Origin of the sequence: Plantactinospora solaniradicis, assembly GCF_042658085.1 — a bacterium.
Lineage (GTDB): Bacteria > Actinomycetota > Actinomycetes > Mycobacteriales > Micromonosporaceae > Plantactinospora > Plantactinospora solaniradicis.
Window position 1 is genome coordinate 56,109 of record NZ_JBHSPR010000069.1, and the last position, 14,206, is coordinate 70,314.

The 14,206-nt window shown below is 68.9% G+C and carries 10 protein-coding genes and 1 pseudogene; 3 read left to right on the forward strand and 8 right to left on the reverse strand.

Annotated elements, in window-relative coordinates; genetic code table 11:
* Nucleotides 1–223 precede the first annotated feature (223 nt).
* A pseudogene (locus ACFP2T_RS42855) lies at nucleotides 224–788 on the forward strand (transposase); the annotation flags it as partial.
* Nucleotides 789–1,075: 287 nt separating this feature from the next.
* Here the strand turns inward: ACFP2T_RS42855 and ACFP2T_RS42860 are convergent.
* Genes ACFP2T_RS42860 through ACFP2T_RS42895 form a run of 8 tightly spaced genes read right to left on the reverse strand, consistent with a single transcriptional unit; the run spans nucleotide 1,076 to nucleotide 11,358 of the window.
* Nucleotides 1,076–3,337 carry a DUF6351 family protein gene (locus ACFP2T_RS42860; protein WP_377432747.1) on the reverse strand — a complete coding sequence of 754 codons (2,262 nt, stop codon included), beginning with the start codon at nucleotides 3,335–3,337 and terminating at the stop codon, nucleotides 1,076–1,078.
* A 50-nt stretch (nucleotides 3,338–3,387) separates the two neighbouring features.
* Nucleotides 3,388–4,578 carry a phenylacetate--CoA ligase family protein gene (locus tag ACFP2T_RS42865; RefSeq protein WP_377432749.1) on the reverse strand — a complete coding sequence of 397 codons (1,191 nt, stop codon included), beginning with the start codon at nucleotides 4,576–4,578 and terminating at the stop codon, nucleotides 3,388–3,390.
* A 9-nt stretch (nucleotides 4,579–4,587) separates the two neighbouring features.
* Nucleotides 4,588–5,427, reverse strand: coding sequence for an ABC transporter ATP-binding protein (locus ACFP2T_RS42870; protein ID WP_377432750.1), 840 nt, complete (start codon nucleotides 5,425–5,427; stop codon nucleotides 4,588–4,590).
* Entirely contained in the window at nucleotides 5,424–6,605 is a 1,182-nt protein-coding gene (locus tag ACFP2T_RS42875) for an ABC transporter substrate-binding protein (protein WP_377432752.1), read from the reverse strand. The genes ACFP2T_RS42870 and ACFP2T_RS42875 overlap by 4 nt, the downstream gene beginning before the upstream one ends.
* 36 nt (nucleotides 6,606–6,641) lie before the next feature.
* Complete coding sequence (locus ACFP2T_RS42880; RefSeq protein ID WP_377432753.1) at nucleotides 6,642–7,703, reverse strand: branched-chain amino acid ABC transporter permease; 1,062 nt, start codon at nucleotides 7,701–7,703, stop codon at nucleotides 6,642–6,644.
* Between the two features lies 1 nt (nucleotide 7,704).
* Nucleotides 7,705–8,574, reverse strand: coding sequence for a branched-chain amino acid ABC transporter permease (locus ACFP2T_RS42885; protein ID WP_377432755.1), 870 nt, complete (start codon nucleotides 8,572–8,574; stop codon nucleotides 7,705–7,707).
* Nucleotides 8,575–8,587: 13 nt separating this feature from the next.
* Nucleotides 8,588–10,528, reverse strand: a complete 1,941-nt coding sequence (locus tag ACFP2T_RS42890) for an AMP-binding protein (RefSeq protein WP_377432756.1) — start codon at nucleotides 10,526–10,528, stop codon at nucleotides 8,588–8,590.
* Nucleotides 10,525–11,358 carry an ABC transporter ATP-binding protein gene (locus ACFP2T_RS42895; RefSeq protein ID WP_377432758.1) on the reverse strand — a complete coding sequence of 278 codons (834 nt, stop codon included), beginning with the start codon at nucleotides 11,356–11,358 and terminating at the stop codon, nucleotides 10,525–10,527. Before ACFP2T_RS42895 ends, ACFP2T_RS42890 begins: the two co-directional genes overlap by 4 nt.
* 96 nt (nucleotides 11,359–11,454) lie before the next feature.
* Here ACFP2T_RS42895 and ACFP2T_RS42900 point away from each other — a divergent pair, with 96 nt between their 5' ends.
* A complete protein-coding gene (locus ACFP2T_RS42900) occupies nucleotides 11,455–12,207 on the forward strand; it encodes an IclR family transcriptional regulator (protein ID WP_377432760.1) in 753 nt (250 codons plus the stop codon).
* The gene (locus tag ACFP2T_RS42905; RefSeq protein WP_377432762.1) at nucleotides 12,200–14,104 is read left to right on the forward strand and encodes an AMP-binding protein; all 1,905 of its coding nucleotides are present in this window, start codon (nucleotides 12,200–12,202) and stop codon (nucleotides 14,102–14,104) included. The genes ACFP2T_RS42900 and ACFP2T_RS42905 overlap by 8 nt, the downstream gene beginning before the upstream one ends.
* The last annotated feature ends 102 nt before the right edge of the window (nucleotides 14,105–14,206 follow it).

Below are 14,206 nucleotides of genomic sequence, written 5' to 3' on the forward strand. Positions count from 1 at the left end.
GGCTCGCTGAGGATGCGCTCCTGTCCCTTCCCGCCTTTAGGTCAGTAGACGGGAACTGCGGGTGCCGAAGACGAGCCCCGTGTGGACTCGGCGTGTTGCCGGGAAGTAGGGCGGCCCACCGTCTGATGATCCTCGCGATTCCTGCAAGGACGCGAGGAAGGACGTTGGCCGTGGCCACGATTCTGGACCGTTTGGCTGGGCTGCTGCCGTCCGACACGCCTAGGTGCTGTGTCACACCTACGGCCGTGGCAAGGACACCCACCTCATGATCCCGGGCTGGCCGTACTCCCTGGTCACCGCGTTGGAGACCGGCCGCAGCTCGTGGACGGCACCGCTGGATGTCCGCCGCCTGGCCCTGGGCGACGATGCCGCCACGGTCACCGCCGGGCAACTGCGTGACGTGGTACGGCGGCTGATCACGGCCGGGCAGTGGCAGCCGGGGGATCCGGACATCTGGATCGTCGCGGACGCCGGCTACGACGGTCCCCGACTGGCGTTCCTCCTGGCTGACCTGCCGGTGCGGGTGCTGGTGAGGATGCGCTCCGACCGGGTCCTGCGACGCCGCGCCCCGCTGGAGCGGACCGGTAACGGCCGGCCGCCACGCCACGGCGACGAGTTCATCTTCGCCCGACCCGGCCAGCTGGGGCGACCCCGACGTGGCCACCACCACCGACACCCGTCTCTACGGCGCCGCGACCGTGCGGGCCTGGCACGCGCTGCACCCCCGGTTAACCCACCGCACCGCCTGGACCAGCCACACCGACACGCTGCCGATCATCGAGGGCACCGGGCTGGGACCGCAGGCCAGGTCGCCGAGAGTGCCATACCGGACGACTTTTAATCTTCATACGGCGCCTTTGCCCGTGCTGCTGAACGTAAGGCATCTTCGTCCGGATTCTCGGTCCGGCGTACACGACGACGCCGACCCCGTCCGGGCTCTCGACCTGGCGAACGGCTCGGCCGACCGGGACGTGGCCACCTTTGAGAACACGTCGTAGGTGCCCGGTTCGGTTTACCGGTGCCGCCCGGACCCGCCTCGTATGCACGAGTGCGAGTGCCCAGCGGACCGCGCCTGCTATGGCCGGGAGGCCGGCGCAGGGCCGAGCGGCTGGCCACCGGGGCCGTTCTGGTAGGTCAGCCAGGGCACCGACGGCACCCGGTCTGCTCCGGGCTTGCGGTAGTCGCACACTCCGCGCGGGAATGCCTGCCGCAATCTGGTCCACTGCTGTGCGGTGAAGGCGACGTTGTAGTCGCGGGCGTTGACGGGTTTGAGCTGGCATTTGAGGACGTCGTTGGACAGCGGTGCACCGGCCGCCATTCGCGGGTCGCCGGCGAACGGGAACGTTGCCCGGCAGCTGTGGGGGTCGGTTTCCTTGACGCCGTTGATGAAGCAGGCGTCGACCGCCTCGGCTGGTTTGTGTCGGAGGATCTTGACGCTGCGCGGTGTGCTGCTGCGATCGGCCTCTACGGCGGCCAGCCACCGGTCCATGAGCAGGAATGCCTGGTCTGCGATGGGAGTCGGCGGTGCGAGGCCGGGTCCGGGGATGGTCCAGATGATCTGGTTGTTGGCGTGCCCGTTGGCGTTGCGTAGCCGTTCTCGCGTGGCGTGGCTGTGGAAGGCGGTGTGGATGTCGTTGAGGTTGTTGTTGGCGCGCAGGTCGATGATGGCGACGTTGTCGAGTTGCCGGGCATCCTGGGTGATGCTGCTGCGGTAGGCGGCCTGGACGGCGCCCGGGTCGGCGACGTTGCGGCGTGGCACGAAGCTGTGGTCGATGTCGACGCCGCCGACCTTTTCGTTGAGGTTGACGAACTGCTCCGGGGTGATTGTTCCTGCCTGCAACGCTCGCAGCCCGTACTGCACGCCGACGTTGTCGAAGGGCAGTTTGGCGAAGCCGAATCCGGCGGCCCGTTCGGCGGGGGTCCACAGTCGTTGGGGCCGTTGGCCGAAGACTGCGACCAGGAAGTCCTGGTAGGTGCTGCGGCAGCCGGCGGGGTTGGTCACCGGGTGGTAGAGCTGCGCCTGTTGTTCGGGCGTGAGTGGTGTGGGGAAGCAGGATTGCAGGAACGGCGGAAGCGGTACCCCGGGCGGTGGCTGGGTGTAGGCGGGGTCCTGGAAGTTGCCGAAAGACGAGTCCCAGGCTTCGCAGGCTGTCCGGTCGGTCTCGGCGACGGGCACCGCGTTGCCCTGCGCCGCAGCCCGCTGCGCTGGGTCGGTCCAAAGGTTGGGTGACACCGTGCTGAAGACCCGGCGCATAAGGTGACAGTCTTCGACCTCGACCAATGCGCCGGACCACATGTCCTCGTAGCTGGCGTTCGGCTGGATGCCGTCGAGTAGGCCGGGGTAGGCGTTGGCTATCTCGTGTTGCTGGATCGACCCGCCGGACAGTCCCTGCGCGAACGTGTACCGGATCTCGCCGTAGCGTTCGGTGATGTGTTCCTTGAGCATCATCACCGATTCCGCGGAGACGATGGAGTTGCAGTTGCCACCGAGGACGTTCAACGACGAGGTCGCGACCATGAAACCGCGTGAAAGTGCCCGGTCGATCTGTACATTCTGCGCGAGGCCCTGGGTGTGGTAGGTGTTGCAGTTGGCTCCGAACGGGTAGAACAGCTTGTGGTTCCAGCCGTTCTGGGTGTCCCAGGCGGTCCACGGTCGGGCGGGGTCGAACAGGACCGCTATCCGGTAGATGCCGCGGTTCTGGGTTCCGGTTTCCTCGCGGAACACGTACGGGACGGTGACTCCCTGGTCGGTGGTTGTCGTGGCGATGTCGGCCGGTGGTGCGGCCGGGTCGTAGCGGGCGAACTCGCCGCTGGTTCGCCGGTAGAAGAACTGGTGGCTGGGTTGGGCGTTGCATTGTGGGTCCTGCGCGGGCCCGAGGCCGTTGGTCTGCGTGGTGCAGATCCACGGTGCCACCTGCGGGCCGGAGAAGACGGGACCGCCGTTGGGGTGGTTGGCGATCGTGATCCGGGCGGCGTCGTGACCGTGCGGCGTGCCGGCGATGCCGGCGATCAGGTGGCTCCGGCCGACCCGTAGCCGTTCCACCAGGCCGAGGACGCGGCCGTTGGCGCGGCGTGCGAACGCCTCGCTCACGTTTCGTAGGCCATTGTCGGTGGCGAGTAGCACCCGAAGCCGCGACGCGTCCGCGCCGGGTGGTAGCTGCACCTCGACCAGCGCATCGCCGCCCGAGATCAGGTCGGCGCGGTTGGAGAGCACCAGCATTTTGAGGTTGCGCGAGCTACCAGCCGGCGGGCCGGGGGCGGCCGCGGCAACGGTTGGTGTGAGGGTGATGACCGCGCACGTCGCTGCGGCCGCCACGGCGGTGAGGGGGGACTTCATCGGTTTGTCCTCCTCGGAGTTCGGTACCCCGTCGGGTGGGCCCGGCGTGGTCAGGACCAGTCGCGTTGGTCGTGGATGGTCGGGCCGTCCGGCAGGCTCGGCACGCAGACCACGTCCGCTGCCAACCGCAGGTGTGCGCGGATCAGTTCGTGTACGCGCTGTGACAGGTGTGGATCCGCGGTGGGGGCGGCGACGACTTCGCATCGCAGGCTGTCTCGGTGGTCGGCGCGCTCGATGACGAAACGGTGTGCGGTCACACCGGGCTCGCCGGCCAGCGCCGCGGCCGCCTGTCTCGGGTGCAGGAATACACCGCGCACCTTGACGGCTTCGCCGACCCGGCCGAGGACGCCGGCAAGCCGCAACGAGCCGTCGGCGCCGAGCGTCCAGGCGGACAGGTCACCGGTGCCGAAGCGCACGAGTGGTTGATCCGGTCGTAGCAGGGTCACCACGACCTGCCCGATGGTGTCGTCGAAGTAGGGTTGCCCGGTGCCCAGGTCGCAGACCTGGATCAGGACGCCGCCTGGCAGGGCCAGCCCGGAACCGGGCCCGGTTTCGTAGCCGAGCAGGCCTGCCTCGGCGGTCCCGTACGCCTGGTGGACGATGGGAACGTGTTCGGTCAGCCACGATCGCAACGAGTCGGGCAGAGGTTCGGCGGTGACCAGCGCACGGCGTACCGGGAACCGTACGTCGAGCGCTTCGGCGGTGTTCACCAGCGCCTTGAGGTAGGAGGGCAGGCCGACGTAGCCGCGGGCCTGGACCGCGGCGGCGACCTGCACCTGCAGCTCCATGTTGCCGACCCCGGCCGGTACGACCGTGGCTCCGACGGCGAGGGCAGCCTCCTCGAACATCGCGCCCGCGGGCGTCAGGTGATAGCTGAAGCAGTTGAGCACGGTGTCGCCGTCCCCGATGCCGGCCGCCCGCAACGCGGGTGCCCACCGCCACGGATCGGTACCCGCCAGCTGTGGTTCGTACAGCGGTCCGGGTGAGGCGAACACCTTGCGCACCAGCGCCTGTGGCGCGACGGCACCGCCGAACGGCGGGTTCGCGTCTTGCGCGGCGATCAGGTGGTCCTTGGTCAGGACCGGCACCCGGTTCAGGTCGGCCACCGAGGTCACCGAGGGCACGTGGGCCTTGGCAATCCGCCCGGCCAACGCCGGCACGCGGGCGGCTGCCTGCTCGACTGCCGCGGCGACCGCCGCGTCCAGTCCGTGGGTGTAGGCGTGGATCCTGTCGGCCAGCACCGAAACCTCCTATAGCCAGCGCTTACGGCGCTTGTAGTGCTTGACGTCGCGGTAGCTGCGCCGTCCCCCGGCCTCACCCAGGCCGAGGTAGAACTCCTTGACGTCGGGGTTGTCGGCGAGTTCGGCGGCGGTTCCGGCCAGGACGATCCGGCCGGATTCCATGACGTAGCCGCGGTGGGCGACGGCCAGGGCGCGCCGGGCGTTCTGCTCGACAAGTAGGGCGGTAAGCCCGAGGTCGGTGTTGAGCCGCCGGACGATGTCGAACATCTCGTCCACCAGCAGTGGGGCCAGGCCCAGCGACGGTTCGTCGAGCAGCAGCAGCCGCGGGTCGGGCATGAGTGCCCGGCCGATGGCGAGCATCTGCTGCTCGCCGCCGGACAGGTAGCCGGCAACCCGGCCCCGCAGAGCGGCCAGCTGGGGCAGGAACCCATACACTCGGTCGAAGTCCGCCGCGGCGCCGCGGGTGTATGCACCGGCGACCAGGTTCTCGTGCACGGTGAGATGCTCGAAGACCCGCCGGCCCTCCATCACCAGGGCGATGCCGCGGCGTACCCGCTCGGCCGGCTCGGCCCGGGTGATGTCGGCACCGTCAAAGGTCACGGTGCCTTCGGTGACGGCTCCGTGCTCGGTGGGCAGCAGTCCGGTGATCGCCTTGAGCGTCGTCGACTTGCCCGCGCCGTTGGACCCGAGCAGGGCAACCACTTCACCGCGCGGCACCACGAGCGACATACCGCGCAGCACGAGTATTACCTCGTCGTAGATCACCTCGACGTTGTCGACCGACAGGATCGTGTCCGCGCCGGCCGACGGTTGGCGGTCGCGCATCGGCGTGCCCCGGCCGCTCGTCATGCCTTCGGTGCCACGGCCGCGGTCACCTCGGTGAACGTGCCGCCCGAGACCCGGTAGATACTGGATGCGGTGGCGCCGCGGTGGCTGTCGGCGGAGAACTTGATCGGGGCGAGGACGCCGCCGGTGTCCACGGCCGGCATCGTCTCCAGCCCGGCGCGGATGTTCGGGCCGGTCAGTTCCTTGCCGTCGGCGAGGGTCTTCTCGATTCCCTTGACCATCGCGTGCATGGTGTACCAGCCCTGGACGAAGTGCAGACCCTTGGCGTCGAGGTCGATGCCCTTGCCCTGGCAGTAGTCGCGGACCGCCTGGTGACCGGGCTTGGCGATGCCGGGCGGCGCGACCGGCTGGATCATCAGGTGCCCCTCCGCGGCCGGACCCGCGACCTTGATGAACAGTTCGTCGGCGCACCAGTTCAGGCAGACGATCTTCATGTCGAGCTTCTGGGCGGTGATGTCCTTGGCCACCACCGCGGCGGGACTGGACACATTCTGGATCACCACGTACTTGGCGCCCTGCGAGTTGGCCTGCTGGAGAATGCCGACGTGGTCGGTGGCGCCGGCCTTCATGGGATACGCCTTGAACCCGAGCCGGTAGCCCTTGTCCTTGATCCACTTTTCGGCGTCGGCGAGCGGTGCGGTGCCGAACGGCGAGTCATGGTGCAGTACGGCCAGTTGAGCCGCCGGATCCTGGGCGGCGATGTAGTCGATGGCGACCCGCATCTGGTCGGTGTAGGTCGGCGCCACCACGAAGTTGTACGGCGACTGCTTCGGGTCGGTCAGGATCTCGGCGTACGACGCCGACATGAACGGAAGCTCGTCGTCTTTGACCTTGCTCCGCAGCGCCTCGCTGTCGCCGGTGCCCCAGCCCTGGATGGCCACGGCGCCCTCGGCGACGAACTTCTTGTATTTTTCCTCGGCGGTGGGGACCTTGTACTGGTAGTCCTCGCTGAGCGCCTTGATCTTGTGGCCGTCGACCCCACCCTTGGCGTTGAGGTTGTCGACATAGGCGAGCATGCCCTCGTTGTAGGGCTTGCCGACGTCTGCGGTGGCACCGGTCAGGTCGGCGATGACACCGACGACGATGTCTTCCTTGCCGTCGTTGCCACCACCGTTTGTGGTGGGCCCGCCGCACCCGGCGAGCAGCACGGTAGCCACCGCGGCAAGCGTGAGTTTGCGCATTGCGGTCTCTCCTTCGTGGGGGCTTTGTTGGTGGGGCTAGTAGCGGAACGGCCAGGACCGCACGTAGTCCTTGACCCGGCGCCAGATCCGATCCAGCCCGCGCGGCTCGAACAGCAGGAACAGAACGATGACCAGTCCGAACGCGGCCGCCTGCACGGCCGGCAACTGGTCTGCCAGCAGGGGAACCCGGGTGCGGAGGGCATCGGCGAGTTCGGCGAGCAACGGGGGCAGCAGCATGATGAAGGCCGCGCCGTAGACGGCGCCCGCGATGCTGCCGAGCCCGCCAACGATGATCATGGCGAGGTACTGGATCGAGACGTCGATGGTGAACCGTTCCCAGGTGACGGTCTGGGTGTAGTGGGCGGTGAGGGCACCGGCCAACCCGACGTAGCCGGAAGACACGGCGAAGGCCATCAACTTTGTCCGGGTCAGGTCAACGCCGATGGCCGACGCCGCGATGTCGTGGTCGCGCACGGCCATGAACGAGCGACCGAGCGCGGTGCGGAACAGGTTCCGGGCGGTGACGACGGCCAGCACCGCGAGGCCGGCGATGATCCAGTACCAGACGAACTCGAAACTGGTCCGGGGCACCCGCCAACCGAAGAGGGTCAACCGGTCGACGTCGAGAAAGCCCTGCCCGCCGGTGAGCCAGCCCCACCGGCGGACCACGAAGATGATGATCTCCTGACTGGCGATCGTCGCGATAGCCAGATAGAGGCCCTTGAGACGCAACGCCGGCAGGCCGAAGAACGCACCCACCGCCGCCGTCACCAGCACGGCGGCGAGCATGGCCAGCGGCACCGGCAGCCCGGCCCGCTGCACCAGCAACCCGGAGGTAAACGCGCCGACGGCAAGGAACCCACCCTGGCCCAGCGAGATCTGACCGGTGAACCCGACCAGGATGTTCAGGCCCACGGCGCCGATCGCGGCGATGCCGATGGTGTTGACGATGCCGAGCCAGTAAGGGTCGACCAGCCACGGCAACGTGAGCAGGCCGGCGAAGACGAGCACCAGCCGCAGGCGCTCGGCCGACGTGTGTCGAAGCCGCAGTTCGGAGGCGTAGCTGGTGTGGAACACGCCGGCGGCGGTGGCGGCCATGTCAGACCCTCTCGATGCGTGGTTGGCCGAACAGCCCGTACGGGCGCAGCAGCAGGATGAGCACCAGCACGACGTACGGCGCCACCTGTGAGGCGCCGGCCGACATGCCCTCGGCGTACTGGCTGACCAAACCGATGACGGCGCCGCCGATGATGGTGCCCGGCACCGAGTCGAGCCCGCCGAGAATGACCACCGGGAAGACGACCAGGCCGAATGTGCCCAGGTTCTGGCTCAGCTCGGCGATGTCGGCCAGCAGAAGGCCCGCGATCAACGCGCTGACAGCGGCGAACGCCCACGCCAGCGCGAAGATCCTGCGCACCGAGATGCCCTGAACCAGGGCGGCCTGCTGGTCGTCGGCGACCGCGCGCATCGCGATGCCGTGCCGCGACCACCGGAAGAACACCGTGAACGCGGCGAGGACGACCACCGCGACCGCGACCGCGACGAGCCGGTCCAGCGGCACGGTGGCCCCTGCGACGGTGGTGGTCCCGGCGGGCAGCACCTTCGGCATCTCGCGTGGGGTGGTGCCGAAGAACATCGTCACGACGGCCTTGAGGACAGCGGCCAAGCCGATCGTCACCATGATCACCGTTATCGGGTCTTCACCGATCAGCGGCCGCAGGACCACACGTTCGATCGCGACGCCAAGGACCACCGCAGCCGCCACACCGACGAGCACGGCAACGGCGAAGGGCAGCCGCAACAGGACGAACGCGGCGTAGAACAGGTAGGCGCCGACGAGCAGCAACTCGCCCTGCGCGAAGTTGATGACGCTCGTCGCCTTGTAGATGAGCACGAAGCCCAGCGCGGCCAGCGCCAGCACGGCACCGTTGGCCAGACCGTAGACGGTCAACTGCACAAACTGACTCATGCGATCGCCCCGCTCATGCTCGTCCACTCCAGACCTGGCGCCGCGGCTGGCCGGCAAGCCTCTCGATGTCGAGGGGCCGGTGGATTGCCAGCGTGATGGTCCGCTCGGCGATGGTGCCGTCCTGGTAGGCGACGGTGGTGTCCACGTCCACAGTGGGCTCGTCGCCGTCGAGGGCGGCGATGATGTCCGCGTAACGGGTCGCGATGACGTTGCGGCGGACCTTTCGGGTGCGGGTGATCTCGTCGTCGTCCGGGTCCAGTTGCTTGTGCAGCAGGACAAAGCGCCGGATCCGCATCGAGGCGGGCAGGTCGGCGTTGGCGCGGGCGATCTCGGCGGCCGCCAGATCCGCTACGGCCGGCTGCGTCGCAAGATCGGTGTAGGTGGTGTAGCCGATCCGGGCCCGCTCGGCCCACGCTCCGACGGTGGCCGGGTCGAGGCACAGGATGGCGGTGATGCCCTGGCTGCCCAGAAACGCGACCGCCTCTTCGACATATGGCGAGAACTTCAGCTTGTTTTCGATGAACGCGCTGGAGAACCGGCCGCCGTCGGCCGGGTGGTGGAGCACGTCGGCCTGCCGGTCGATCACGACGAGATGTCCGTCGTCGAGGTACCCGGCGTCGCCGGTGTGCAGCCAGCCATCGGGATCGGTGGCGGCAGCGGTGGCCTGTGGGTCGTGCAGATAGCCGCGGAACACGCTCGGCGAGCGCAGCAGGATCTCGCCGTCGTCGCTGATGCGTAGCTCGGTGCCCGGGATAGCGGTACCCACGGTGTGGAACCGCAGGTCGCCGTCGTGGTGGGCGACCGCGATGCCGCAGATTTCGGTCTGTCCGTAGATCTGCTTGAGATTGACACCGATGGCGTGGAAGAACCGGAACACGTCCGGCGACAACGGTGCGCCGCCGGTGTAGCACCGTTTGATCCGCAGCAGGCCGAGTTGGTCACGCACCGGGCGTAACCCGACCGCGTCCGCGACCCGGTGGGCCATGCGCAGAAGTACGCCCGGCGCCCGGCCGGTAGTGCGGTGGGTGGCAATCCGGTCGCCCACCTCGTAGGCCCAGCCGAAGACGTGGCGCTTGAGCCATCCCGCCTCGTCGGTGCGTACCTGGACGTCGGAGAGCATCGACTCCCAGATGCGGGGTGGGCTGAACATCACGTCGGGTGCGATCTCTCGCAGGTCGGTGCGCTGGGTCGCGGCGTCCTCCGGAAACGAGAGTGTCAAGCCGTGCCGCAACCCGGACGCGACGGCGAGCATCTGCTCACCGATCCACGCCAGCGGCAGGAACGACACGTACCGGTAGCCGGGCCGCAACGGGTCGATCTCGGCGAGGTGCTCGGCCATCGCTATGAGATTGGCGTGTGACAGCTCAGCCAGCTTGGGACGCGCGGTTGTCCCGGAGGTGGTACAGATGATCGCCGTATCATCGGGGCCGACCAGGGCGACGCGGTCGTCGAGCCACGCCGGCTGGGCCTTCGCGCTCTCGGCGCCGGCGGCTTCGATGTCGGTGAACCGCTCCAGATACGGCTGCGGATAGCCGGCCAGGCCGCGCGGGTCGTAGTAGACGATTGTGGCGAGTTTCGGTAGTTGGTCTTTGAGCCGGATCAGCTTGTCGACCTGCTCCTGGTCCTCGGCCACCACGACACGAACCTCGGCCAGGGAGAGCACATGCAAGATCTCCTCGCCGACACTGGTGGGATATAGCCCCACGACCGCGCCGCCCAGGCACTGCACGGCCAACTCCGTGATCAGCCACTCCGGGCGATTATCACCGAGCACGGCGACCACATCACCACGGCTGATCCCGAGCCCGGCCAGGCCGCGGGCGAAATCGCATACCCGCCGCGCGTACTGCGCCCAGGTCAGCGGCTGCCATACGCCATATCGCTTCTCCTGCATGGCGATGGCCTGCGGATGCTCGGCGGCCCGCGCGAAGAGCAACTCGGGAAACGTGCTCATCGGGCCGCTTCACCGAGGTACGCGTTGATCACCGCGGGGTCGCTGCGGACCTGCGCCGGCGGACCCTCGGCGATCAGCCGGCCGAAGTCGAGCACGGTTACGGCGTGGGAGATGTCCATGACCACGTCCATGTCGTGCTCGATGAGCACCACACTGACCCCGGCGAGCTCGTTGACGTCGAGCACGTAGCGGGCCAGGGACTCCTTCTCCTCGGCGTTCATGCCCGCCATCGGCTCGTCGAGCAGGAGCACGGCCGGCTGCATGCACAGCGCCCGGCCCAGTTCCACCCGTTTGGCGTAGCCGTACGAGAGGGCACCGACCGGCTGGTGGCGCACCACCTGGAGCTCCAGCAGGTCGATGGCTTCCTCGACCATTGCCCGGTGCTCGATCTCCTGCCGGCGGGCCGGACCGAACCAGACCAGTGCGGGCAGCAGAGCGTGGCTCATCCGGTGGTGCCGACCGAGCATCAGATTTTCCAGCACCGTCAGGTGCTTGAAGAGCTCGATGTTCTGGAAGGAACGGGCCAGCCCCAGCCGGGCGATCTCATGTGGCCGGCGCCCGACCAAGTCCACCGCAGCGTCGGCCCGGGACAGCCTGATCGTCCCGCGCTGCGGCCGGTACAGCCCGGACACGCAGTTGAGCAGGCTAGATTTGCCGGCTCCGTTCGGGCCGATCACCGCGTGGATCTGACCCTGCCGCACGGTCAGCCCGACCCCGTCCAGGGCCTGCACGCCGCCGAATCTCAACCCCACGTCGGACACAGTCAACACCGGTTCACCCGCCGGCACGGTGCTGCTGTTGAGTGGGAACCGGTACTCGCGAGTGATCATGGCGCCTCCAGACGGCCTGTGATGGACGTTATGTTTCCACTATGTGAAAGTCAATCGTCATATACGGAATCTGCTTCCTGCTGGTATCGTGCGACCGTGACGGAAGCGGAAACGCGGTCGGGGACGCAGACCGACTCACGCGGAACGCTCGGCACGCTGCGAAACGCCGCTCTCCTGCTGGATCTGTTGTCCGACGGCCCGGCACACCAGCAGCTCACCGAGCTTGCCGAGCGGTCCGGTCTCTCGCTGCCCACCGTGCACCGACTGCTCCGGTCCCTGACCGTCGCCGGCCTGGTCGAGCAGGACCCCCGATCGGCCCGGTACGGCCTGGGTCCCGAACTGGTGCGGCTGTCCCAGCGATACCTGGCCCGGCTGCCCGTTCTCACCGCGCTGTCGCCATATCTGCTGCCGGTACGCGACGCATTGCACACCTCCGTCCATATTGTCCTGTACACTCGTGGATCGGTGGCCTACGTCGACCGCGCGGACGCCGCCGACATCGGGCCCTACCGGGAGCCACACCGGGTCGAACCGGCGTTGCGCACCGCACCCGGCCGCATCCTGGCCGCGCACGCCGACGATCCCGGCTGGGACGCGGCACTCGCCCTCGTCGACTCGACCGAGCGGGCGTTGGCCACCGGCGAGCGCAGCCACTGGCGTGCCGCCACCCACCTCACCCTCGCCGCGGCCGAGCGCGGCGGCACGGAGGTCGCCGTCCCGGTGCCGGACGGATACGGCCACCCAGCGGCCGCCCTCGCCGCGACCGTCGCGGACGGGGCCGTGCCCCAGGCCGCCGCACACCTGATCCGAGCCGCTCAAGCGGCGAGCAGGACGCTGGGCCATGGCTGAGCCGGACCTGCCCCGCTGGGCGGCCGTCGCAGACCAGCTCACCTGGTCCCGACACCCGGACGTGATCTTCCAACCGCACGGCAGGTACGGCAGTTGGTTCCCCGGCGGCACCCTCAACGTCGTCACCAACTGTGTCGACCGGCACCTGCCGGCCAACGCCGACCAGCCGGCCATCCACTGGGAAGGCGAACCCGGCGACCGCCGAACCATCACCTACCACGACCTTGCCCGCGAGGTCGAAATGATGGCGGCCGCACTACGCGGTCTCGGCGTCGGCACAGGCGATCGGGTCGCCCTGCACCTGGGCTGGCTACCCGAAGCCGTCGTCGCGATGCTCGCCTGCGCCCGCATCGGGGCCGTGTTCGCCGTACTCCCCGTGCCGCTACCCGTAGAAGCGCTCGCCGAACGCCTCGACGACCTCGCGCCGCGCGTCCTGATCACCCAGGACGGCGCCTGGCGCCACGGCACCATCATCCCGACCAAGGCCCGCGTCGACGACGCCCTGACCGCCGTCGCCGGCGTCGAGCACACCATCGTGATCCGCCGGACCGGCCAGGACGTCGCCTGGTACGAAGGCGACCGCTGGCTGCACCACCTACTCGACCCGTTCCGCGACACCGCCGGGCCAGCCGACCAAGCCACGCAGGCCGAGCCGCCCAGCGGGATCCGGGGCATCGCACACGTAGCGGCAGCGCCACCGGCGGCGCTGCCCGCCGAGCATCCACTGCTCATCACCTGGCTGGCCAACCGACGCGGCCGGCCGGTCACCGCAGTCCACGGCACCGCCAACCTGCTCGCCGCCGCAGTGGCCGTCCACCGATATGGGCTCAGCCCCGGCGGAGTGTTCTGGTGCGCCGGCGACCTCGCCTGGATAGCCGCGCCGGTGCACGGCGTTCTCGGCCCACTCGCCTGGGGCGACACCACGGTCATGTTCGAAGGAACCCTCGACGTGCCCACCCGGCGCCGGCTCTGGGACATCATCGACCGGTACCGCGTCACAACCCTGCTCACCGTCCCATCCGTACTCGCCCGGCTACGCGACTGGCCGGATGCCGCTCCCCCCGAGCCGGACAAACGCACCCTCCGCCGGGTGATCGCCATGGCCGAGCCGTTCCAGCCCGCGCTGCGCACCTGGATAGCCGACCAGTTCACCGGCGACCCCGACGCGGTCGCCGATGCCTGGGGCCAGATCGAGCTCGGCGGCATCGTCACCGTCGACCACCCGGTCGACGCCGGGCGCATGCCGGACACATCGCCAGAGATCATCGACGCCATCGGCCGCAGCGCGCGCCCCGGGACACCCGGCGAACTGGTACTGCGTCGCCCCTGGGCGGGCACACTGCGCGCCCTGCGCGGCGCGGGCGCCGGCGACGCCTACGAACACTGGGGCCATCCCGACCAGCAGTACGCGACCGGGGACCGCGTTGTCCGGCACCGGGACCCTGTCAACCCCGGCGACCGGCTGGATTTCCTCGGCCGCATCGACCCGGTGGTCTCGATCTCGGGGCAACTGGTCTCCCTCGCCGAGGTACGCGACGTCCTGCTGGACCACCCGTTCCTGGCCGCGGCCGAGGTCGTCACCCGCCCCGACACCAAACTCGGACGCCGGCTCGTCGCGTACGTCGTGCCGGCCACCGACACCATCCCCGGCGCGGCGCTGGCCCACGAACTCGTCGAAGTCGTTCAGGAGACCCTTGGCGGGCTTGCCCGCCCCTCCGCGATCCACTTCCTCGACCGCATCGGCGACGACCTCGCCCCTGACGCCCGACGCCGCGCCCTTGAGGTCATCGCCGCGTCGATCACCACGCCAACGCCGGCCCACATCACCTGGGCGCGGGTCCATGCCGCAGCCAAGATCAAATCCGGTCACCTCAACGACGGCTCGAGCGCCTCGTGAGCGTGTGGCAGCGCCGGATCCTTGTCCAAATACGCGATTCCCGCCAGCAACGCGTGGGGACCGATGCCGAACGCCGAACCCGTCTCGTCGGCCACCACCCAC

What these genes read in the sequence shown, in the direction of transcription:
- ACFP2T_RS42860 (WP_377432747.1), bottom strand. Translation starts at nt 3,337, where the DNA reads ATGAAGTCCCCCCTCACCGCCGTGGCGGCCGCAGCGACGTGCGCGGTC.
- ACFP2T_RS42870 (WP_377432750.1), bottom strand. Translation starts at nt 5,427, where the DNA reads ATGACGAGCGGCCGGGGCACGCCGATGCGCGACCGCCAACCGTCGGCC.
- ACFP2T_RS42875 (WP_377432752.1), bottom strand. Translation starts at nt 6,605, where the DNA reads ATGCGCAAACTCACGCTTGCCGCGGTGGCTACCGTGCTGCTCGCCGGG.
- ACFP2T_RS42880 (WP_377432753.1), bottom strand. Translation starts at nt 7,703, where the DNA reads ATGGCCGCCACCGCCGCCGGCGTGTTCCACACCAGCTACGCCTCCGAA.
- ACFP2T_RS42885 (WP_377432755.1), bottom strand. Translation starts at nt 8,574, where the DNA reads ATGAGTCAGTTTGTGCAGTTGACCGTCTACGGTCTGGCCAACGGTGCC.
- ACFP2T_RS42890 (WP_377432756.1), bottom strand. Translation starts at nt 10,528, where the DNA reads ATGAGCACGTTTCCCGAGTTGCTCTTCGCGCGGGCCGCCGAGCATCCG.
- ACFP2T_RS42895 (WP_377432758.1), bottom strand. Translation starts at nt 11,358, where the DNA reads ATGATCACTCGCGAGTACCGGTTCCCACTCAACAGCAGCACCGTGCCG.
- ACFP2T_RS42905 (WP_377432762.1), top strand. Translation starts at nt 12,200, where the DNA reads ATGGCTGAGCCGGACCTGCCCCGCTGGGCGGCCGTCGCAGACCAGCTC.